The organism is Variovorax sp. CF079 (genome assembly GCF_900101545.1).
Lineage (GTDB): Bacteria > Pseudomonadota > Gammaproteobacteria > Burkholderiales > Burkholderiaceae_C > Variovorax.
The window spans coordinates 1-19,435 of the sequence record NZ_FMZU01000040.1 but is presented as its reverse complement, the minus strand read 5'-3'; the positions used below and the strand labels follow the sequence as shown (position 1 = coordinate 19,435).

The window sequence follows — 19,435 nt, the reverse complement described above, 5'->3', positions numbered from 1 at the left end:
TGCTGTGGGGCACGGATTCGATCTGGTACGGCTCACCGCAGGACCAGATCCAAGCCTTCCGGACGTTCCAGATCTCGGCGGAACTGCGCGAACGGTATGGCTATCCCGAGATGACGCCTGCGCTGCGGGCCAGGATATTCGGTCTCAACGCCGCGAACGTGTACGGCTTGACGCCGACGGAAGTGAAGCGATACACCTCCCGCGACTCGGTCGCCCGAAAGCGCATGGCCTACCTGGAGAAACCCGATCCTCACTTCAGGACCTACGGGCCAAAGACGCGACGCGAGTTCCTCAGGGTGTTCGATCCCGCTGGCTGAGCAGCGCAGGGGTGGTTTCCGCTGCGGATTCAACCGGTCGATGTGGGCACGCTGAGCGGGCCTATGAGCGTTCGTACGACGCATCGCTTCTTCATCGCTGCAGATCTCGTTGCTAAGCGGCTGATTGTCTGGCGCTAAACAGCCAACGCTAGGCGCGTTCCCAAAGGAACCTGCGGCGATCGCCCAGGGTGGCGGAAAAGTCAGACGAGGCCACCACTACCTACAGGTGAGGTGGGCGCAATAGAGAGGTTGCTCCACTCGCGCGCAGCAAGTACGTCTCACCCGCGCGTTACTGAGCCATGGCTGATTACGATCTGTAGCGCATACGGAGAACAAATACTGGATTCAAAACAAGACAATCGCCTTCGGCCGAACATGCCTGTTTTGATACGCTCCCTGCGGTGCGATGCGATGGCTCACCGAAAGTTTGGAGCTGACCATACGACCGTTCCGATGCTGCGCTCCACATCACTCGGGATTGTTTGGAAACTCGAACCTTTGGCGAACCGCCTCGATGGCCTGCTCCGGGAACGCGCTTGTGCCGCGAAGCAAATTGACGGTACGCACCGTCCGGCCCCACTCCTGGCAAGGCACATTGAGCGCGAAGAACAGGTCGAGCGCCTCCAAGGTCTTGTAGTCCTCGAAAGCCGAACGGAACTCCGCTCGTGTCTGCGAACGGAACGCTTGGCCACCAAAGATCACATGGTTGGCCCACGAGCTGCCCATCAGACGCTTGACGCCGCCGCTTGGATAGTTCGTCTCGTCTGTGGAGAAGCTGCGCCTGACTAGGTTCTCATTCCAGTCCACTTCGAGAACCGTCATCAGATCGAAGTTCACTCGCAGCGCCAAGCGCCCGGCGAGATCGGCCCAATCCCGCTGTGAAGTCATGCGCGGCTCGCCAGAACGTTTGATGATGGCTCGGACTCGGCAGCGGCACTCGCCTTCGCGCGCCGCGGAGCAGAGTCCGCTCGGGCTTTCTGATTCACGCTCTGAAATACCCCTTCCGGCTTGAGCTGCATGATCGCGATCAGACTGATCGCGATGACGAACTCGCGCAGCGACGCGACCTGCACGGCGGTCAGGCCGGGAATAACGGCCGCAACGAATCGTGTCGACTCCAGCAAGGCGACGACAGCCAGCGAACCGACGATGGCTCCGATCACGCGTGTGTAGCCGCCGGCAGTGGCCGCGAGGAAAATGTAGATGGTCAGGAGCGGCACGAAACCATCGGGCGCGATGTAGCTGGTGAGGTGCGCATAGACGCCACCCGCGATGCCCGACAACGCAGCGCCCACGAAGAAGGTCTTGAGCTTGAGTTGCAGCACCGGCTTTCCCGCCACAGCCGCCACCTGTTCGTCGTCGCGCACGGCCCTGAGCGCACGTCCATAGGGCGATCTGAACAGCCGGGTGAGGCAGAGCGCGGTAGCTCCGACGATCGCCCAGACCAGAAGCAGATAGAACCACGGGTGTGCTGCACCGAGTTCGAACTTGAGCGGCGAACGGATGCCCGAGAGACCGTCGCTGCCCCCGGTAAGCCATTTTTCATTGGTCGCGACGAGCCGGATGACTTCGGCAAACCCCAGCGAGACAATCGCAAGGTAGTCGCCGCGCAGCGGCCGCGTCACGTACGACAGCACCACTCCGACCGCGCCAGCCATCAGTGCCGCACACACGAGAGAGATGCCGATCGGGACGCCGGCGCTCGAAAGCAACGCGGAGGTGTACGCACCGACGGCATAAAAGCCGACCAGGCCGAGATTCACCATTCCGCCCTGCCCCCAGATCGTCACCAATCCGAGGGATAGCAGCGCATAGATGCCGGCCAGGGTGGCCATGAACACGAGGTATGAGGTCACTTGCGAACTCCAGACGCGCCAGCGAACAGTCCGCTGGGACGGACCAACAGAACCAGCAGGATCGCCACGAATGCCGTCGCCGACTGGTAGACCGGAGAAATGACCAGCAACGCAACCTCGCTGACCACGCCGATGAGGAGCGCCCCAAGCACTGCGCCGGTAAGGCTCGTCAGCCCACCGAGCACGCTCGCCGAAAAGATGATCAACAGAAGGCGGGAACCCGTGGACGGGTCGACACTGGTGTCTATGGCTAGCAATGCACCGCCGGTGCCGGCAAGCCCCATGCCGATGAACGTCGCGAGGTTCGACAGCCTTGCCGGATCGATCCCCTTGAGGCGGGCCAGATCGGGGTTGTCAGCCACGGCGCGCATCGCCTTCCCGACGCGCGTGACGGTGAAGAACACCGCCAGGACCATGGCAATGGCCAGGGCGATCCCAAGGTTGTGCATCTGCTGGGGACCGATCCGAATGCCACCGAACTGCACATCGCGTGCGATGGGCATCTCGAAGCTGTTCAGGTCGCTTCCGAAGCCGAAGCGCAGTGCATTTTCCAGCGCGAGGTTCAGCGCGATGGACACGATGGCCACCATCAGGGGTGTATGAGCTGACACCTTGCGGCGCATGGGAACGAGCGCCAGGCGATCGCCAACGACGCCCATCAGACCGGCCATCGCGAACGCCACCACCAAGACGGGAACGAGGGGCCAATGCAGATGGCTGTTGACCAGCCAGCCTGCGTAGGCGCCCACCGTCATCTGGGCGGCGATGCTGAAGTTGATGAAACCAAGCACGCTGAAGATAAGGGTCAGGCCCAGGGCGGGCAGGGCAACGACCGCCCCCATCACCAACCCATTGGCCAAGTGCTGAACGATATCGGAGAACATCTCGATCCTTTGGCTAGCTTCAAGCCACCTTGGTCACTGCGAGCTTTCCCTTCTGGATCTGCTCGTAGCGGAAGAAGACGCCTTTGACGTCACCGTTCTCGGCGAACTCGAGCGGCCCGCTGGCCCCGTCGAAGTTGATGCGGCTTCCGTCCTTCAGCATCTTCAACCCGTCCGTCGCGCTGTCGACAACCTTTCCCTGCGCTACCTGGGAGATGCCGCGCACGTTGTCCCGCACAGTGGTTCCGTTCGCCTCAGCGGTCGGCGCGCTGGCGAGCGCGAGTGCGACGAGATTCACGTGGTCGTAGACCTGGCAGGAATAGCTGTCGAGTGCATCGATCTTCATCTTCGCGACCAACCGCTTGTAGGCACCGGCGTTCACGGACGCGGACGGTACCAGCGAGTACGCGCCCTCGCCGACTTCTGCGGGCACCGCTTCCACAAGCTTCTGGTTGATGCCGAAGGAAAAACCGATGCGCTTGCCGTCAAATCCCGCTCGATAGAGATCCTTCAGTACCACCGACGTGTCGGGAACATAGCCCCCGAGGACGATCACATCTGGCTTGGCACGCAGCGCTTGGTCGACTTCGGATCGATAACTGGCCTTCTTGTCTTCGTAGATCAAACCCGCGCCGGCACCGCCGGCACGTGTGAAGATGCCCGAGATAATGTCAATGTACGCCTGCGCGAACGGTGTTTGTGGCCCCATGAAGAACATCTTCTTGCAGCCGAGTTCGACACCGAGGTCGCCCACCCGCGTGCCCTGCAGCGTCACCGTTGGTGACGTGCGGAAGATATAGCCCTGGTGAGGCAGTTTCGTGATGCTGTCCGCGCCAGACGACGTGGCCAGGACCGTCTTGCTCTCCCAGCACAGCGGTGCGATGGCCGAGGTCACCGACGAAGCGTAGGACCCACCGATGGCGACCACCCGATCGACGTCGATCAGCTTCCGCGCCGCGCGAACGGCCGCTTCCGGGTTGCTCTGATCGTCCTCGATGACGACTTCCACGCGGCGTCCGTTGACACCGCCTGCCGCGTTGATCTCCTCCGCGGCGATCTGAGCAGCCCGGCTCATGGTCGCGCCGAACTGACTCGTGGCACCGGTCAGAGGGATCAGGATGCCGATCCTTATCGGCTCCCTGTTCTGCGCCCATAGGAGCGGGTGAGCCGCCCCCAGGGCTGCCGCGGCGCTCGTACACAGGAAGGATCTTCTGCTAGTCATGGCCATGCTCCAAGGAAGTTGAATCAGTGAATCTGCGCGCCGCCGAGAAACAGATGACGAACCTCGTCATCTGCCAGCAGATCCGCGGCACTCGCGTCCCTGAGCTTTCGCCCAGCGACAAGAACAAGTCCCCGCGTGCCGTACTCGAGGGCAAGCAACGCGTTCTGCTCCACCATCAGGACCGCCAGGCCTTGGCCCGCCAGCTCGCGAATCAGGTCGAACACTTCGTCGGCTGCAGCGGGCGAAAGCCCTGCAGTCGGCTCGTCCAAGAGCAGCACGTTCGGCTGCGTCATCAGGGCAATCGCCATCGCAAGGACCTGTCGCTGGCCTCCAGACAGGTTGCCCGCCTTGTGCTTGAGGCGCGGCTTCAACAGCGGGAACCGCTCGAGCTGCGCCTCGACCCGGGACTTGAGTTCGGCGCGCACCAGGTAGCCCCCCATCTCGAGGTTCTCTCTGACTGTCAGGCTCTGGAAGACGTTGCGCTCCTGCGGCACGAAGCTGAGGCCGTGTTCGCAAGCGTCCTGTGCGCTGCCCGGCGCAAGATGACGGCCATCGATCTCCACATGGCCCGTCTTGGGCTTGAGAAGACCGGCAACGAGCTTCAGGAACGTCGACTTGCCAGCGCCGTTAGGGCCAATGATCACGGCAAGGTCACGTGCCTTTACTTCGAGATCGATGCCCTTGACGATCTCGTCCGCGCTTCCGTAGCCGCCGCGAATGTCCCGCATATGCAGGGTTGTCATGCCCGGCTCCTTCCAAGGTAAGAGGACTGGACGCGGCGGTCCGCCGTGACCTGATCGAAGCTGCCGTGCGTCAGGTACTTGCCTTCGGCCATCACGATGACTTCTTCGCAAAGCCGCTTGATGAGCGCCATCTCGTGTTCGATCAAGAGGATCGTGATGCCTTCGGCCTTCACGACTTCGAGCTGATCCGCGATCTCACCCACAAGCGTGGGATTGACGCCGGCCATGGGCTCGTCGAGCAGGATCATCTCGGGCTCGGCCAGCAGCGCCCGCCCAATCTCCAGTAGCTTCTTCTGACCACCGGACAGCGCCGACACGAGGTTGTCGAGAACCTGGTCCAGGCGAAGCCTGTGCGCCATGGCCCACACCTTTTCCCGCAGCTCTTCCTCGCGCGCCTTTACCGCTGCGCCACCAACGAGCCCTGCCAGGAAGCCTTCCCCGGCTTGCCTAGGTCCGTAGAGCATCAGATGCTCGAAGACCGTCATGCGTGGGCAACCACGCGCAAGTTGAAAGGTGCGGATCAGCCCGGCGCGGGAGATGCGCTCGGGTCGCTTTCCGGCAATGTCCACGCCGTCGAACACGATGCGTCCGGTCGCCTGGGGCAGCAGGCCGGTAACTGCATTGAACAGGGTGGTCTTGCCCGCGCCATTCGGTCCGATCAGCCCGGTGGTCTTTCCGCGCTCTACATTGAAACTAGCGCCGGCAAGCGCATGCAAGCCGCCGAAGCTCGCGCACAGGTCAGAAATTTCGAGGAGCGCCGTCATGTCAGGCCACCCGTGCCACGCTGGTCCGAGCCTTGAGTTCGTTCTTGACGAAACGACCATCCTTCATGATTGCGGAAAGGCCCTCCCCCTGTCCGGTGAGCACTCCGATGTCCTCCAGCGGATTCCCCTTGACAACCAACAGGTCGGCGACTGCACCTGGGCGGACCACGCCCAGGGTTCCCGCCCGCTGGAGGATGTCGGCGGCCACGGTTGTCGCGCTTCGCAGCGTCTCAAGGTTGCCCACGATCTCGCAGCGGATGCGAAGCTCCTCGCTTTGATGCTTGTGGGACTCTCCCAACAGATCGCTGCCGAATCCCATCTTGACGCCGAGCCTGTGAAGCATGGCAATCGCCTCGCGGCCAACCAGGCGCACGTCATCCACCTTGGCGATCGATTCCGGCGGCAGGCCCAACGCTGCGCCTTCGCTGGAGAGCATGTCGAATGTGATCAGCGTGGGGACCACGAAGACGCCGGCCTGCTTGACAAGTTGGGCAGTCGCTTCGTCGACGAGATTGCCGTGTTCGATCGTGCGCACACCAGCCTCGACGGCGCGCTTGATGGCCCTCGGCGTGTAGGCATGCGCCATCACATATGTTTGCCAGGCGGCAGCCTCGTCGACGATGGCTCTCAGCTCATCCATCGAGTAGCCAGTGTTGCCGATCGGGTCGTTGGGCGATGTCACCCCGCCGCTTGCCATCACCTTGATCTGCGTCGCGCCTTTGGTCAGTTCGTCGCGCGCGGCACGGCGCACGTCGTCGACGCCGTCGACCACGCGAGCGATGTTTCCAATGCGGAAGGAACAGGCACATGGCTCGAGTTGATCGCTTCGTGCGCGAAAGTCGCCGTGGCCGCCTGTCTGCGACAGCGCCTTGCCCGAAGGAAACAGGCGCGGCGCTTCGATCAGGCCATCCTGGGCCGCTTGCGCAAGGGCCCAGTCCCCCCCTCCCGCGTCTCGAACGCTGGTGAACCCACGGAACAGCATTCCCCTCAAGATTGGCAGTGAGCGAATGACTCCGAGCGCGTTCGGCAGCTTTGCTGCGAGGCCCAGGTTGACGTGGGATGCCGTCACGTGGACGTGGCAGTCAATCAGCCCGGGCATGAGCGTAAGGCCCCGCAAGTCGTAGACGGCATCGGTCCCAACGGGATCCACCAAGCCACGGCCGATGTCGGCGATCCTGTCGTCGACCACCACAACGTCCATTCCATCTATGAGTGCGCCTTCCTCGAGATCGAGCAGGTTTGCATTGCGCAGAACAAATATCGACATGAAGCCTCCAACACCTAACATGCTAAGAGTCTAGGTGCCGTATACTCCTACGACAATAGGTGTCGAGCACTTAAGTGTTTTTTGGAAGGCGGTCCTCAATGAGCAAGAAGGCAAGCAGCACGTCCGTCGCAATCGACTATGAACGTGCATTCCAGGATGCACCAGTCGGTCAGGCGCTCGGCCGCAACCGCGTCATCCTCGATTGCAATCGGGCATTCGCCATGATCTTTCGCGGCCGTGTCGAGGATCTCGTCGGCACGACCTTCGAACGCCTCTATCCGACCCAGGCGCACTTCGAGCAGACCGGCAGCCGGATCGCCCCGGTCCTGGCCAAGGACCTGACCTTCTCCGACGACCGCGTGATGCGGCGATTGGATGGCGAGCTGTTCTGGGTCCATGTCAGCGGCTTCACGTATACGCCTGACGACCCTCATCGGGACACTATCTGGGCATTCACCGACCTCTCGACGGGGCGCAAGGTCAACTCGGCCCTGCGTGGCTCGATGACCCCGCGGGAGCGCGACGTCGCGGCCTTGCTGATTGAAGGCAAGACCGGCAAAGAGGTCGCGAAAGCCCTGGGAATCAGTCCGCGCACGGTGGACATCTACAAGACGCGGCTTTTGCGAAAGTACAGCGTGAGCAGCACACCCGATCTCGTGCAGCGTCTGCTTGCCGGCTAGTACTGCCAAGCAGCGTCCTGGCGCTCGACACTTCCATTTCAACTAGTTCTTCCTGAAGCCGCCGACCCAATCGCTGTTCGGGCGCGCGAGATCTTCAGGCGGCACGACGCCCTCGTTCAACGGGGTGCCGTCGCGTCGCCCCGCGCAGTCGCCTCCAACAAAAATCACTTAAGTGCGCGACACCTATTGCAGTAGGCGTTTACGTCTCCTAGACTCTTAGTGCATTAGGTGGTCGCAGTCGACCTGCACCAGATCCGAGCAAAACAAGCTCTTCCCATGTCAGGCCCGCGCCCACCTGATCTCTGACAAAGCATTGATCGCCGACGAGCGAAGAACTCATGGACAACGTCACGCACATCAGGAACCTGTCGGCAATCGTCGGTGCGGCGTATTGCCTTGACGCAGAGCGCGACACGCGCAGCTACGCTACGGACTACCGCGGCGTTTACATTGGCAAAGCGCTGGCAGTGGTCCGACCCGCGGACACCGGGCAAGTGAGTCTGGTGATGAACTACTGCCATGCCCACGACGTGCCCGTCGTGCCGCAAGGCGGCAACACGTCACTGCTCGGCGGCGCCGTTCCCGACGACACGGGCCACGCGGTCATCCTCAGCCTGTCGCGCCTCAATCGCGTGCGCAGTGTGGACGCAGTCAACGACACGATGGTCGTGGAGGCTGGTGTCACGCTGCAGGAGGCTCGCAGCCATGCTGATGAGGTGCGGAAGCTGTTTCCCTTGCGAATCGGTTCCGAAGGCAGCTGTCAGATTGGTGGAAATCTCTCGACCAACGCCGGCGGCACCGCCGTGCTGCGCTACGGCAACATGCGGGACCTGATCCTGGGCGTCGAAGTTGTGTTGCCGTGGGGCGAGGTCTGGAACGGTCTTCGCGCGCTGCGCAAGGACAACACAGGGTACGACCTGAAGCAGCTGTTCATCGGCGCCGAAGGAACGCTCGGTGTCGTCACAGCCGCGGTGCTGAAGCTCGTGCCCAAGCCACGTTCGGAATCGACGGCCTTTCTCGGCTTCAAGAGCCCGCGAGGCGCGCTTTCGTTCTTCGGTGCCCTGCGCAAGCGCTTGGGCCAGGACGTCACTGCCTTCGAACTGATCTCGGCGGCCGCACTCGAACTCGTGCTCGCACACCTTCAGGACGCACGGTCGCCGCTGTCGGTGCAGTCTTCCTGGTATGTCCTTGCAGAGATGGCGTCGGGACGCGCACAAGAGGATCTCGACGACGCCTTCTACGAAGCCCTGCAAGCCGGCCTCGAGGATGGAACGATCGAGGACGCGGCTATCGCAACGGCAGATTCGCATGCGGCGGAGTTCTGGCGCCTGCGCGAGGAAATCTCCGACGCGCAGACGCGAACCGGCGGCAGCGTGCGCTGCGACATCTCCGTTCCGCTTTCACAGATTCCGGCGTTCATCGAACGCGCCACGCAAAGCGTGCTGCAGATCGCACCACAAACGCGCATGGTGATCTACGGGCATATGGGCGACGGGAATGTGCATTTCAATCCGCTGCGGCCGGCCGACGTCCCGGTCAAGGAATACCTCGCCTTCGGCGCGCAGATCAGCAAGGCAGTCGACGACATCGCCGTTGCGATGGACGGTTCCATCTCGGCCGAGCACGGCGTCGGCGCCGGCAAGCGCGACGAACTGCTCGTCGTGAAGTCGCGAACTGAACTCGAAATGGCGTGGCGCGTGAAACGTGCGTTCGACCCGAAGAATCTGCTGAATCCCGGCAAGGTTCTCCCCCTGTTGCACACCGCGAAGGAGTGACGCCGATGACAACCGATCCCACGGCTTTCGAGCGCCTCGACCTGCGCGTAGGCCGCATCGTCGATGCAAATCCCAACCTCAAGGCGCGGGTACCCGCATTCAAGCTGTACATCGACTTCGGCGACCTCGGCATGCGCACCTCCAGCGGCCAGTACATGGACATCTATACCGCCGAAGAACTGATCGGACGACAGGTCATCTGTGCCATGAACCTGGGATCCATTCGCATAGGCGGCTTCGATCGCAGGTGCTCGTGCTCGGCGCACGCAGCGAGACGGGCGCTCCAGTGCTGCTCGCGCCCGAACGCGACGTGCCACTCGGCGCGCAGGTTTTTTGATAGCCCTACCAGTGAACTCCCATGAGAATCGACACCGACTTTGCCGAACTGAGCGAGATTGACCGCCGCCATTGGCTCCACCCCGTGGTCGCACTGCAGCAGCACGAGGAGCGCGGCGCAACCATCTGGACGGCCGCCGACCGCATTCACCTCATCGACGCCGATGGCCGTCGTGTGCAAGATGCGTTTTCCGGCTTGTGGTGCGTCAACGTCGGCTATGGCCAGGAATCTGTCGTACGCGCGGCCACGGAGCAGATGCGAAAGTTGCCCTACTCGACCGGCTACTTCCACTTTGCAAGCGAGCCCGCGATTCGGCTCGCCGGGCGGCTCACGGCACTGGCGCCCGAGGGTTTGACGCGCGTGCTCTTCGGTCAAGGCGGATCCGACGCCGTGGACACTGCCATTCGTACCGTCCGCTATTTCTTCAACGCCACAGGGCGACCGACCAAGAAGCATTTCATTGGCCTGCAGCGCGGGTACCACGGCAGTTCCGCGGTCGGAAGCGGCTTGACGGCGCTGCCGTTGTTCCACAAGCACTTCGACGTGCCCGGCCCGCAACAGCACCACATTCCGTCGCCGTATCCGTACCGCCACGCAGACGGTCCGGACCCGGCCGCGGTTCTCGCGAGCACCGTGCGGGCGCTCGAGGCGAAGGTCGCGGAGCTGGGCGCCGACAACGTGGCGGCCTTCATCTGCGAGCCGATCCAGGGATCGGGCGGCGTGATCATTCCGCCTCCGGGCTTCCTCGCCGCCATGCGAGCGACGTGCGACCGGCTCGGCATTCTTCTCATCGTCGATGAAGTCATCACCGGCTTCGGCCGTACCGGCCCGCTCTTCGCCTGCGCAGCCGAAGGCGTCACGCCCGACGTCCTCACGCTGGCGAAGGGCTTGACGGCGGGATACGCGCCGATGAGCGCGACGTTGATCACGGAAGAGCTGTATCGGGGCATCGCCGCGGCCGGCAGCGACGGCACGCCGTTCGGCCACGGCCAGACCTACGCCGGTCATCCGGTCAGCGCCGCCGTGGCCAATGCGGTGCTCGACCTGTACACGGACGGCGGCTTGCTCGACAACGGACAGCGCGTCGGGCAGTACTTCGAAGCCAGCCTCAAAGACCTCGAAACCCTGCCGTGCGTGGGCGAGGTCCGCGTGCGCGGCCTGCTCGGTGCCGTCGAGCTGGTCGCAGACAAGACCACGAAGGCCAAGCCCGATCCGGCGCTCAAGATGGGCCAGCGCGTGCTCGACCATGCATTCCAGAACGGATTGGTCTTCCGCGCCTTCAGCGACGACATTTTGGGCTTCGCACCCTCCCTGAACTACACGGAAGCGGACGTCGACGTCCTGATCGAGCGCTTGCGCGCTTCCATCGCTCACGTTTTCTCTTGAATCAACCAATGGGACTCACCATGAAACTCTCCAACTTCAAAGTACTGACCTTCGATTGCTACGGCACCCTGATCGACTGGGAATCCGGGATCTACAGCGCGCTGGAGCCGCTGCGCGCAAAGGCGGGCAACGACAAGACGCGCGACGAGGTCCTCGAGAACTACGCGCAGCACGAGTCCGCGCAGGAAGAAGAAGCGCCCGCGATGCTCTACCCGCAGCTGCTGGCACTGGTCTACAAGCGCCTGGCCAAGGAATGGGGTGTCACTGTCAGCGACGAGGAAGCCAACACCTTCGGCGCATCGGTGCCGGACTGGCCCGAATTCGCGGACTCGATCGAGGCGCTGACGTACCTAAAGAAGCACTACAAGCTCGTGATCCTTTCGAACGTTGATCGGCTTTCGTTCCGCTCGAGCAACGCGCGCCTGCAGGTGGTGTTCGACGCAATCTACACGGCGCAGGACATCGGCTCCTACAAGCCGAGCCCGCGCAACTTCGAATACATGCTCAAGCGGCTGGTGAGCGATTTCGGACTTCAGAAGAAAGACATCCTTCACACGGCCCAGAGCCTTTTCCACGACCACGCGCCAGCGAACAGCTTCGGGCTCGCCTCTGCCTGGATCGATCGCCGCCATGCCAACAAAGGCTGGGGCGCCACGATGCCTCCACCCGGCACGCCCAAGTTGGACTTCACCTTCGAAAGCATGATCGCGCTGGCCAAGGCGCATCAGGCTGAAGTCGGCGGCTGAGGAAAGCCGCGTCATGCATGTGGAGCTCCAGGACATGGCGCTTTGGCGCCAGCAGGCGTACATCGACGGTCAATGGCGAAACGCCCGATCTGAGGGCACGCTCGAAGTGGTGAATCCGGCCAACCGGCAGGCGCTTGGGACCATCCCGTCGTGTGACGGCGTCGACACGCGGGATGCCATCGAGGCAGCCCAAGCCGCGTTGCCGGCGTGGCGGTCCCTGACTGCCAATCATCGCGCGACGCTGCTGCTCAAGTGGCACGACCTGATGCTGGCGCATGCCGACGATCTCGCACTATTGATGACGCTGGAGCAAGGCAAGCCCTTGAGCGAATCGAGAGGCGAGATCCTCTACGGCGCTTCCTTCGTGCAATGGTTCGCGGCCGAGGGCGTCCGCGCCTATGGCGAGACCATTCCGGCGGCGCAATCAAACCGCCGGATTTTCGTGCGCAAGATGCCGGTGGGCGTCTGCGCGGCGATCACGCCTTGGAATTTTCCGAACGCGATGATCACGCGCAAGCTGGCACCTGCCCTGGCCGCAGGTTGTACGGTGGTCGTCAAGCCCTCGGAGCTGACGCCCTACTCCGCGCTGGCACTCGCCGAACTGGGCGAGCGCGCGGGTTTTCCAAAGGGCGTCCTGAACATCGTGACTGGCGCCCCCGAGGGCATTGGCTCGGAGCTCACGAGCAACCCGACGGTGCGCAAGCTGACGTTCACCGGATCAACGGCAGTGGGCAAGAAACTCCTGCGCCAATGCGCGGACACCGTCAAGCGCGTCAGCCTCGAACTCGGCGGCAATGCGCCCGTGATCGTGTTTGACGACGCCGACCTCGAGACAGCGATCGCCGGCGTGATGGCGAGCAAGTTCCGCAACAGCGGGCAGACCTGCGTGTGTGCCAACCGCATCTACGTTCAGTCGGGCATCTACGACCGATTCGCGGAGCGCCTCGCCGCGGAAGTTCGAGAACTCCATATCGGCGTCGGCACCGAGCCTGGCGTTTCGATCGGCCCCCTAATCAACGAGGCCGCGCTTCGAAAGGTGGAGACGCACGTCGAGGATGCGCAGGCCAAAGGCGCCTCCATCGTGTCAGGAGGCAAATCTTCCAGCCATGGGGCGCAATTCTTTGAGCCAACGGTGCTGACCGGGGCGGACGACACCATGGTGCTCGCCCACGAAGAGACCTTCGGCCCGGTCGCCGCGCTTTTTCGCTTCGCGACTGAATCCGAGGTGCTGCGCAGGGCGAACGACTCCCCCTATGGACTTGCAGCCTACGTCTTCTCGAATGACGCAAGCAAACTGTTCCGCGTCAGCGAGTCGCTCGAATGCGGCATGGTCGGGATGAACACGGGCGCGATCTCTACGGCGGTCGCCCCGTTCGGCGGTGTGAAGGAGTCCGGGCTCGGACGAGAAGGTTCGCGCCATGGCATCGACGAGTTCCTCGAGATCCAAACCCTGCACCTGGATCTGAGCAAAGAGCCGTAGTCGATGCCACTGATTGCTGCGCTGGTCGCCATCTTGATGTGGTCCTCGCTGGCCACGCTCACGGTGTCGCTCGCAGGCGTCCCGCCCCTGTATTTGACGGGCATGAGCCTGTTCATTGGTGGCGCGCTGTCTCTCCCCTGGGCGATGCGCTGGTCGCTCGACTGGCGTTCGCTGGCCGTTGGCATCTATGGCCAGTTCACTTATCACGTGCTTTACATCATCGCGCTGCGCTCGGCTCCGCCCGTCAATGCCAATCTGGTTCACTACGCGTGGCCGCTCCTCATCCTGCTCATGGCGCCGCTGACGGGGCAAGGACTGAAGCTCGGATGGGTACACATTCTCGCGGCTGCGGCTGCGTTCTCAGGGGTCGTGCTGGCGACCAGCGACGGAGTCGAGCTTTCGCTGCGATGGCACCCGGGGTATGGCTTCGCATTGGCCGCGGCCTTCGTGTGGGCGACCTACTCCATCGCAGAAGCACGCAGCAAATCCTCGTCTCCCGTGGATGTCGGGCCCGCTTGCATGGTGTCGGGTTTGCTCGCGCTGGCAGGGCATGCAGCTTTAGAGCCGCCCGCATCTCTCGATGCCTCGCAGTGGTTGATGATGCTCGCGCTGGGCGTCGGCCCAACGGGTGGAGCCTTTTACCTCTGGAGTCTCGCCATGCGGCGCGGCGATGCGCGGATCATCGGCGTGCTGTCCAACGCAACTCCCATTCTCTCGACACTCATGCTTGTGCTCTTGGGAAGTCGATCGCTGTCGCTGACGACCGTCGGGGCGACGCTCCTAGTTACCGCATCGAGCGTGGCTGTTTTCCTTGCAAGCAAGCGCTCTTGCCGATCGATGGTGCACAAAAAAAGGGGCTCGCCATCTGCGATAGCCTGAACGAGATGCGTGTGCAAAGCATCGGCCTCGACGCTCAAAGGGGACCGACTCTACAGCTTCATGAAGATGGGATCCTGGACCTCGTCGTCCAGGTCGCACCACACGGGACGAACTTTAGAATCGCGGGTAAGGAAACGACTACCGATGCTTCAGATTCGAAAAGCGGTACCAGGAGACGAGGACGGCCTCTGGCAGATCCTCGAACCCGTCATTCGCGCCGGCGAAACGTATGATTTTCCGCCCCAGACTAGTCGGGACGAAGCACTGCGTGCCTGGCTGGCACCTACGAATGTTTGCTACGTCGCTCAAGAGGGTGGCGAACTCGTTGGAACCTACGTTCTGCATCCCAATCGGAAGGGCGCGGGTTCTCACGTTGCGAACTGCGGCTACATGACCGCTGGCCACGCCCATGGTCGAGGAATCGGACGTGCCATGTGCACACATTCGCTCGAAGAAGCCCGCGCGGCGGGGTATCGCGCGATGCAGTTCAACTTTGTGCTTGCAAGCAACCACAGAGCAATCGAACTCTGGCAACGGATGGGTTTCCAGATTGTTGGCCGGGTTCCGGAGGCATTTCTCCACCCGGTGCATGGGTACACCGACGCGCTTGTGATGTATCAGCGCCTCTAGCGTCATGAGTCAGAAGATCACAGGCAAAACCGTTCGATGCTGGCGAGGATGATGGCCTAAGCGGCCCGGCGGTGGTGCGCTCCCTCGACGCCTCCAGCACCGCACGCGGCGGACACCCGCAATGCAGCGGTTGCTGTCTTTTCCTGCCGCTCGGCGAACTCACGCTGCGGAGGCCGATTCCGGTCATCCAGGCGCCAAGGAGATCTCAGCATCGACGACCGGTCTCAAGGTAGTGCAGACATAGCTCAGTCGCTGGCGCGCGGCGACGAAATTGGTAGAGCGGCAACTGAAGCGCAGCCGGCGCCATCCAGTGTTGAAGGCCAATCGAATGTCAGCTGCTCAGGGACCGGAGTGGCGATACGGGCGCTGAGCTGCCATTGGAAGACGGAAGCCGCGCGAAGTCTAGCGCGTCAGGCCTTCTTCAGCAGATTGACGTTCACGTTGCCGCACATGCAGCGCAAGCTCTCAGGGCTTCGGTGTTCCGGCGTGACAAACAGGACGGCATGGCAGGTCTGGCACGCGAACGTGTCGACCAGGACCTTGAAGGCCTTCACGACGGGCTCGAAGTCGTTTCGATGCAGATTGGCCCACTCGTTGTAGTGGACCGCCGCGTTGACCTGCCACTGCTCAGCGTTCGACGCGGCGGCGGCGGCGGCGAATGCAGTCTCCAGCTTCTGGACCTTCTCGAAGTTGTCGGCCTGTCCCCACGAATGGGCGGCGGCCTTCCCTTCCTTGAGAAGCTTTTTGACCCGGCCAATCGCGCTGGGCAGCAGGTCTCCCAACGTGAACTGCGCGTCGCCGCGAAACTCAACTTGCGCGCGCACCACGTGGCACGCTTCCTTGGAGAAGTGCTCGAGGTAGTTGCGCAGCAGCGCCGCTGCGGCTCGGACGTCGTTCTTCGCTAGGAACGAATCGATCTCGCCCCAGACGTCCTTGTCGTCCCACTCTGTGGGGCCCTCGTCAACGTTCCAGGTGCGAAAGTGCGCGGCGCCCTTGGGTTTGATCAGGCCGACCACCTTCATGTGGCGCAGCCAGATTTCGTCGTGCGTGGTCAGGAAGAACTGGGTCTTCGGAAATTCCTGCTGAAGCATCTTGCTGACTTCACGTCGATGCCCGGAGTCGACCGACATCAGCACGTCATCGAGCACCGCGAACGTGAACGCGTCACCGGCAAGGTGCTGCATGAGCGCCAGGTACAGGCACAAGCCCATCCCGTCTTGGTGTCCCTCGCTGTGATAGGCCCCAGGCGGGAAGAAGCCACGGCCGTAGAAGTCGACGTCGAAACCCAATTTCCCGATTGAGGGCTTGAGCCGGGCTTGGAACTGTTCCTCGTCGTCCTGATTCACCAAACGATACAGGCGGCCGAACGTCTCTTGCACCTGGGCGTAGATGGCGTCCAGTGCCTTCGTTGTTTCGCCCGCATACGTGTCGAACACCTCCCGCGCGGTTTGTGCCTTGCTGCGGGCCTCCTTCAGCGCCACACTCGACTGGCGAAACGTCTCCAGGCGCTCTTGGCAGATCGTCAGATAGTCGCGGGCAGCCTCATGGGCGTTGGGCTCGGGAAGCGCCGCGATCGCGCTGGCCAGCTGCTCGAGGGTTGGCTTGAGCGTCTCATGTTCGGCGGCCAGTGAGCCGAGTGCCACACTGGCCTTGGCGAGCGGCAGAAGCGTCGCCAGCGCCTTGCAAACCGTCTGCAGTTGCTCCCGATGGGTCAGGATCGACGCGCAGTCCACCGCCGGTTTGAGTGCCGCGCCGTGAGCTGCCACGTCAGTGCACAGCGCCACCAGGTCGTTCACCCGATCCAGGATCGGCTGCAGCTCCTTCTCGAGCTCCCGGCGCTGCTCGATTGCCTCCGAATGGCGTACGAGCTTTTGCGCGATGTGTGCGCGAAACTTCTCAGGCTCCCAAGGGATGTCGCAGACCGGGCAGACCTCCTCGTCATAGGCCGCCAGCGCCCGCTGCAGAAATTCTTCAGCGGTGGCGCTCTCGAGGAACTTTTCGTCCAGCTGCAGCTTCGCGATGCTGACCTGGGCGGCCACGCACTGCGCCTGGACATCACCGGATCCCAGCTCGGTCAATTTCTCCTGGAAATGTGTCAGCTGCGCGCTTGCCTCGGCCTTGATGACCTTGGCCGGCTGGGCGGCCGTGGCGACCGTCGACATGCCATCCTTGATCGACGTCGTCGGCTCCAGCACGGTCAGAGGAGCCAGGCTCAACAGGGCTCGGCGCTCGTTGACGGCCGCCAGCAGCGCGGGCATCGTCAGCTTCGGAATGTTGAGTGCCGACTGAAGCCCGGCGCCAGCGCGCTCCTTTACAGTCTCCTGCACGCCTGCCTCGCGCTCGCTGGCGTTCGCAATCCGCTGAAATTGAACGCGCAGGTTTTCGACCTGTTCGAGCCTCAGAAGCGCAAGCACCTCCTTCGAACGCTTGCCAGGTTCGGCCAGAATGTAGCGAATCAGCTCGCGCCGGGAGAGCACGAACTCCGGGTGCAGGCCAACCCGCTCGATTACGCGCCGGATGGCGTCGTCGTCTGGGCTGATCTTGGGATTCCTTGGATCCTTGACCGAGCGGCGGATGGTCGCTTCCTTTCCCAGGGTCGGGATCGCGAGCGTCACGGTCACATGGGCATCTTCAGGCCGGTTGCGGCTGTCGACATGCGGCCCGTGCTCCTTCACGGACAGCCCGCCAGTCCCTTCGCCCGAGAGCCGCGAGATGTTGCCGGTCAGCACGAACTCCAGTGCGTCTACGATGCCGCTCTTGCCTGTCCCGTTCGGGCCGCAGACCGCGAAGTTCTTGCCGTCAGGCGTGAGCGTCAGGTCGCGCACCCCACGGAACTCGTGAATCGAGATCGACTTGACCAGGATCACAGTTCAAGGTCTCCGAAGAGCGCGATCCGCAACGACGCGTCGCTGACCTTGCCGTCGAAGACCACCTTCGACAGCCGCGCCACGACGTCGGCGTGTTGCGGCTGAGCCTCCAGCGCCACGATGAACTCGCCGATGATCTGGTGGGCGACGCTTCCGTTGCCATGCCGTCGCTTGGACTCGGCTGCCTGAGCTTTTTCCTCCGGGAAGTCGTTGGTCATGGGGTCTCCTTCGGTCACGCCGGGAAGGCGCTTCATTGCGTTCTGCTCGAGTATGCCGCCGCTTGAGGCCTGCCAAGCATCCGCACATGCGTCAGTTGGCAGCGAATCAATCCCTGAACTCGGGCATCGATGAACTCACCCGCAGGTTGGGCTTGGTGAACGCCCAGGGCTCAGGAACTTGCAAGCGGACATCCAGCGGTCAACGATACGAACCTAAATATCCGCAACAGGCGGCCGACGAATCCGAAGTTGACCGGATCACCCGCGATGCGCCTCGCGACGCTCACCGCGATTTCCCTCATTCTGTAGTCCTGGCACCGCGGACGGTTTTGCGCCACAGCAAAGGGAGGCGGCCGCTTGGGGCGGCTGTCACAAAAAGTGGTACGCGAGGCTGCCATGGCGCCACAATCTGACGTGACCAATTAATGCTATACGGCACGGCTCACACTTGGTGGCTCGATTCGTCTATGGCAGCAACGTTCGGGTTCCTTGTTGCTCGCACGTCGGAGAATCAGAGGAGCCCGTTACAACAGGAGGCACTGTGAGCAACGAATCGATTTCGTTCCCCGGGCTTCTGTACGCAGTTCTACTTCGCGAGAAGACGACTCCCACCCGACTCGCTATCAACACTGGAATTCCGCCGGCGAACGTTGTTTCGTGGTTGCGCGACGGCCAGCTTCCGAAGGCTGCTTCCGTTTGGAAGCTGACCGCAGGGCTTCCAAGGCACCGTGGGCAACTCTTCGCGGCTGCGCTTCAGTCCTTCCACAGCCGAACTGAAGAGACCTATAAGCCTGGAAAGCAGTTGCGATGGGACAAGACCGTCAGCACATACATGGGCGAAGGTTTTGACCGCATCCCGCCGGGGGATCAAGAGCAGTTCACGGAATTGTGGCGCGACTTGCTTGCCGAACGAGTAAAACTCGCTCTCCCGGTCGGTGCCGAAACTCCGATTGAATCTTCTCTCATCTTACTGCCGGTCCCTAGCATCGTAATCCTTGACGATTGGCGCGAGATCGCAAAGTCAATCGCAAATCAGAGCATTCAACTTGTCGACCTTCCTTGGAAGAAGTTTGAAGATCTGGTAGGGCATCTGCTGGAGTCGTTCGGTTGGGAGGTTCTCCCAATGGGATTGACCTTGCCCCTGGAATCCGTATCCCATAGCTGAGCTCATGAGTTGGCTTGCCTTGGTTGATTGGCAAGCCAGTCCTGCTCGTACTGCATCGGGCTGACGTAGGCCAGCGTCGAGTGCAGTCGAGCACGGTTGTACCAGAGCAGCCACGCGACGGCTTCATCCTTGGCCTCGCGCTTGGTCTTGAAGCGTTGTCCGTGCAGCCGCTCCACCTTCAATGACCCGAACAGGGTCTCGCTGCAGGCGTTGTCCCAGCAG

General features: G+C 62.4%; 19 protein-coding genes and 1 pseudogene. 10 read left to right on the top strand and 10 right to left on the bottom strand.

The genetic code is table 11. The features are described 5' to 3' along the window. Positions 1-317: pseudogene (locus tag BLS74_RS32800) on the top strand (amidohydrolase); the annotation flags it as partial. Between the two features lie 468 nt (positions 318-785). On the opposite strand, the gene BLS74_RS32795 reads toward BLS74_RS32800, so the two are convergent. From BLS74_RS32795 to BLS74_RS32765, 7 genes are read right to left on the bottom strand one after another with little or no spacing between them, the layout of a single operon-like run. Further along, positions 786-1,205 carry a hypothetical protein gene (locus BLS74_RS32795; RefSeq protein ID WP_093112102.1) on the bottom strand — a complete coding sequence of 140 codons (420 nt, stop codon included), beginning with the start codon at positions 1,203-1,205 and terminating at the stop codon, positions 786-788. Then, positions 1,202-2,173, bottom strand: coding sequence for a branched-chain amino acid ABC transporter permease (locus BLS74_RS32790; RefSeq protein ID WP_093112100.1), 972 nt, complete (start codon positions 2,171-2,173; stop codon positions 1,202-1,204). The genes BLS74_RS32795 and BLS74_RS32790 overlap by 4 nt, the downstream gene beginning before the upstream one ends. Then, complete coding sequence (locus BLS74_RS32785; protein WP_093112098.1) at positions 2,170-3,057, bottom strand: branched-chain amino acid ABC transporter permease; 888 nt, start codon at positions 3,055-3,057, stop codon at positions 2,170-2,172. The genes BLS74_RS32790 and BLS74_RS32785 overlap by 4 nt, the downstream gene beginning before the upstream one ends. Before the next feature lie 19 nt (positions 3,058-3,076). Beyond that, complete coding sequence (locus BLS74_RS32780) at positions 3,077-4,276, bottom strand: ABC transporter substrate-binding protein (protein ID WP_212733739.1); 1,200 nt, start codon at positions 4,274-4,276, stop codon at positions 3,077-3,079. Between the two features lie 23 nt (positions 4,277-4,299). Next, positions 4,300-5,019, bottom strand: coding sequence for an ABC transporter ATP-binding protein (locus tag BLS74_RS32775; RefSeq protein WP_093112094.1), 720 nt, complete (start codon positions 5,017-5,019; stop codon positions 4,300-4,302). Then, the gene (locus tag BLS74_RS32770) at positions 5,016-5,783 is read right to left on the bottom strand and encodes an ABC transporter ATP-binding protein (protein WP_093112092.1); all 768 of its coding nucleotides are present in this window, start codon (positions 5,781-5,783) and stop codon (positions 5,016-5,018) included. Before BLS74_RS32770 ends, BLS74_RS32775 begins: the two co-directional genes overlap by 4 nt. A 1-nt stretch (position 5,784) precedes the next feature. Further along, the gene (locus BLS74_RS32765; protein ID WP_093112090.1) at positions 5,785-7,050 is read right to left on the bottom strand and encodes a metal-dependent hydrolase family protein; all 1,266 of its coding nucleotides are present in this window, start codon (positions 7,048-7,050) and stop codon (positions 5,785-5,787) included. A 98-nt stretch (positions 7,051-7,148) separates the two neighbouring features. Here BLS74_RS32765 and BLS74_RS32760 point away from each other — a divergent pair, with 98 nt between their 5' ends. From BLS74_RS32760 to BLS74_RS32725, 8 genes are all read left to right on the top strand, one after another. Continuing rightward, positions 7,149-7,730 carry a LuxR family transcriptional regulator gene (locus BLS74_RS32760; protein ID WP_093112088.1) on the top strand — a complete coding sequence of 194 codons (582 nt, stop codon included), beginning with the start codon at positions 7,149-7,151 and terminating at the stop codon, positions 7,728-7,730. Positions 7,731-8,068: 338 nt separating this feature from the next. Continuing rightward, positions 8,069-9,505: an FAD-binding oxidoreductase gene (locus BLS74_RS32755; protein ID WP_093112086.1), complete on the top strand. Its 1,437-nt coding sequence runs from the start codon at positions 8,069-8,071 to the stop codon at positions 9,503-9,505. 5 nt (positions 9,506-9,510) lie between these two features. Next, complete coding sequence (locus tag BLS74_RS32750) at positions 9,511-9,867, top strand: tRNA-binding protein (protein ID WP_212733738.1); 357 nt, start codon at positions 9,511-9,513, stop codon at positions 9,865-9,867. After that, positions 9,864-11,228, top strand: a complete 1,365-nt coding sequence (locus BLS74_RS32745) for an aminotransferase class III-fold pyridoxal phosphate-dependent enzyme (protein ID WP_093112084.1) — start codon at positions 9,864-9,866, stop codon at positions 11,226-11,228. The genes BLS74_RS32750 and BLS74_RS32745 overlap by 4 nt, the downstream gene beginning before the upstream one ends. Positions 11,229-11,248: 20 nt before the next feature. Next, complete coding sequence (locus tag BLS74_RS32740; protein WP_093112104.1) at positions 11,249-11,974, top strand: haloacid dehalogenase type II; 726 nt, start codon at positions 11,249-11,251, stop codon at positions 11,972-11,974. 13 nt (positions 11,975-11,987) lie between these two features. Next, positions 11,988-13,454: an NAD-dependent succinate-semialdehyde dehydrogenase gene (locus BLS74_RS32735; protein WP_093112082.1), complete on the top strand. Its 1,467-nt coding sequence runs from the start codon at positions 11,988-11,990 to the stop codon at positions 13,452-13,454. A 3-nt stretch (positions 13,455-13,457) separates the two neighbouring features. Further along, positions 13,458-14,333 carry a DMT family transporter gene (locus BLS74_RS32730; protein ID WP_093112080.1) on the top strand — a complete coding sequence of 292 codons (876 nt, stop codon included), beginning with the start codon at positions 13,458-13,460 and terminating at the stop codon, positions 14,331-14,333. 144 nt (positions 14,334-14,477) lie between these two features. Beyond that, positions 14,478-14,963: a GNAT family N-acetyltransferase gene (locus tag BLS74_RS32725; protein ID WP_093112078.1), complete on the top strand. Its 486-nt coding sequence runs from the start codon at positions 14,478-14,480 to the stop codon at positions 14,961-14,963. Positions 14,964-15,373: 410 nt separating this feature from the next. On the opposite strand, the gene BLS74_RS32720 is transcribed toward BLS74_RS32725, so the two are convergent. Together BLS74_RS32720 and BLS74_RS32715 are read right to left on the bottom strand one after the other, a co-directional pair. Next, positions 15,374-17,830: an AAA family ATPase gene (locus BLS74_RS32720; protein ID WP_093112076.1), complete on the bottom strand. Its 2,457-nt coding sequence runs from the start codon at positions 17,828-17,830 to the stop codon at positions 15,374-15,376. Beyond that, positions 17,827-18,048 (bottom strand): hypothetical protein, encoded by a 222-nt coding sequence (locus tag BLS74_RS32715; RefSeq protein WP_139191811.1) that lies wholly within the window; start codon positions 18,046-18,048, stop codon positions 17,827-17,829. The genes BLS74_RS32720 and BLS74_RS32715 overlap by 4 nt, the downstream gene beginning before the upstream one ends. Before the next feature lie 541 nt (positions 18,049-18,589). On the opposite strand from BLS74_RS32715, the gene BLS74_RS32710 reads away from it, so the two are divergent. Next, entirely contained in the window at positions 18,590-19,213 is a 624-nt protein-coding gene (locus tag BLS74_RS32710) for a hypothetical protein (RefSeq protein ID WP_139191810.1), read from the top strand. Positions 19,214-19,215: 2 nt separating this feature from the next. Here BLS74_RS32710 and BLS74_RS32705 read toward each other — a convergent pair. Beyond that, on the bottom strand, positions 19,216-19,435 hold a 220-nt coding region (locus BLS74_RS32705), incomplete at its 5' end, for an IS3 family transposase (RefSeq protein ID WP_139191809.1).

Coding starts and splice junctions, on each gene's coding strand:
- BLS74_RS32795 (WP_093112102.1), bottom strand. CDS start 1,205: ATGACTTCACAGCGGGATTGGGCCGATCTCGCCGGGCGCTTGGCGCTG.
- BLS74_RS32785 (WP_093112098.1), bottom strand. CDS start 3,057: ATGTTCTCCGATATCGTTCAGCACTTGGCCAATGGGTTGGTGATGGGG.
- BLS74_RS32780 (WP_212733739.1), bottom strand. CDS start 4,276: ATGACTAGCAGAAGATCCTTCCTGTGTACGAGCGCCGCGGCAGCCCTG.
- BLS74_RS32775 (WP_093112094.1), bottom strand. CDS start 5,019: ATGACAACCCTGCATATGCGGGACATTCGCGGCGGCTACGGAAGCGCG.
- BLS74_RS32770 (WP_093112092.1), bottom strand. CDS start 5,783: ATGACGGCGCTCCTCGAAATTTCTGACCTGTGCGCGAGCTTCGGCGGC.
- BLS74_RS32765 (WP_093112090.1), bottom strand. CDS start 7,050: ATGTCGATATTTGTTCTGCGCAATGCAAACCTGCTCGATCTCGAGGAA.
- BLS74_RS32760 (WP_093112088.1), top strand. CDS start 7,149: ATGAGCAAGAAGGCAAGCAGCACGTCCGTCGCAATCGACTATGAACGT.
- BLS74_RS32755 (WP_093112086.1), top strand. CDS start 8,069: ATGGACAACGTCACGCACATCAGGAACCTGTCGGCAATCGTCGGTGCG.
- BLS74_RS32750 (WP_212733738.1), top strand. CDS start 9,511: ATGACAACCGATCCCACGGCTTTCGAGCGCCTCGACCTGCGCGTAGGC.
- BLS74_RS32745 (WP_093112084.1), top strand. CDS start 9,864: ATGAGAATCGACACCGACTTTGCCGAACTGAGCGAGATTGACCGCCGC.
- BLS74_RS32740 (WP_093112104.1), top strand. CDS start 11,249: ATGAAACTCTCCAACTTCAAAGTACTGACCTTCGATTGCTACGGCACC.
- BLS74_RS32735 (WP_093112082.1), top strand. CDS start 11,988: ATGCATGTGGAGCTCCAGGACATGGCGCTTTGGCGCCAGCAGGCGTAC.
- BLS74_RS32730 (WP_093112080.1), top strand. CDS start 13,458: ATGCCACTGATTGCTGCGCTGGTCGCCATCTTGATGTGGTCCTCGCTG.
- BLS74_RS32725 (WP_093112078.1), top strand. CDS start 14,478: ATGCTTCAGATTCGAAAAGCGGTACCAGGAGACGAGGACGGCCTCTGG.
- BLS74_RS32715 (WP_139191811.1), bottom strand. CDS start 18,048: ATGACCAACGACTTCCCGGAGGAAAAAGCTCAGGCAGCCGAGTCCAAG.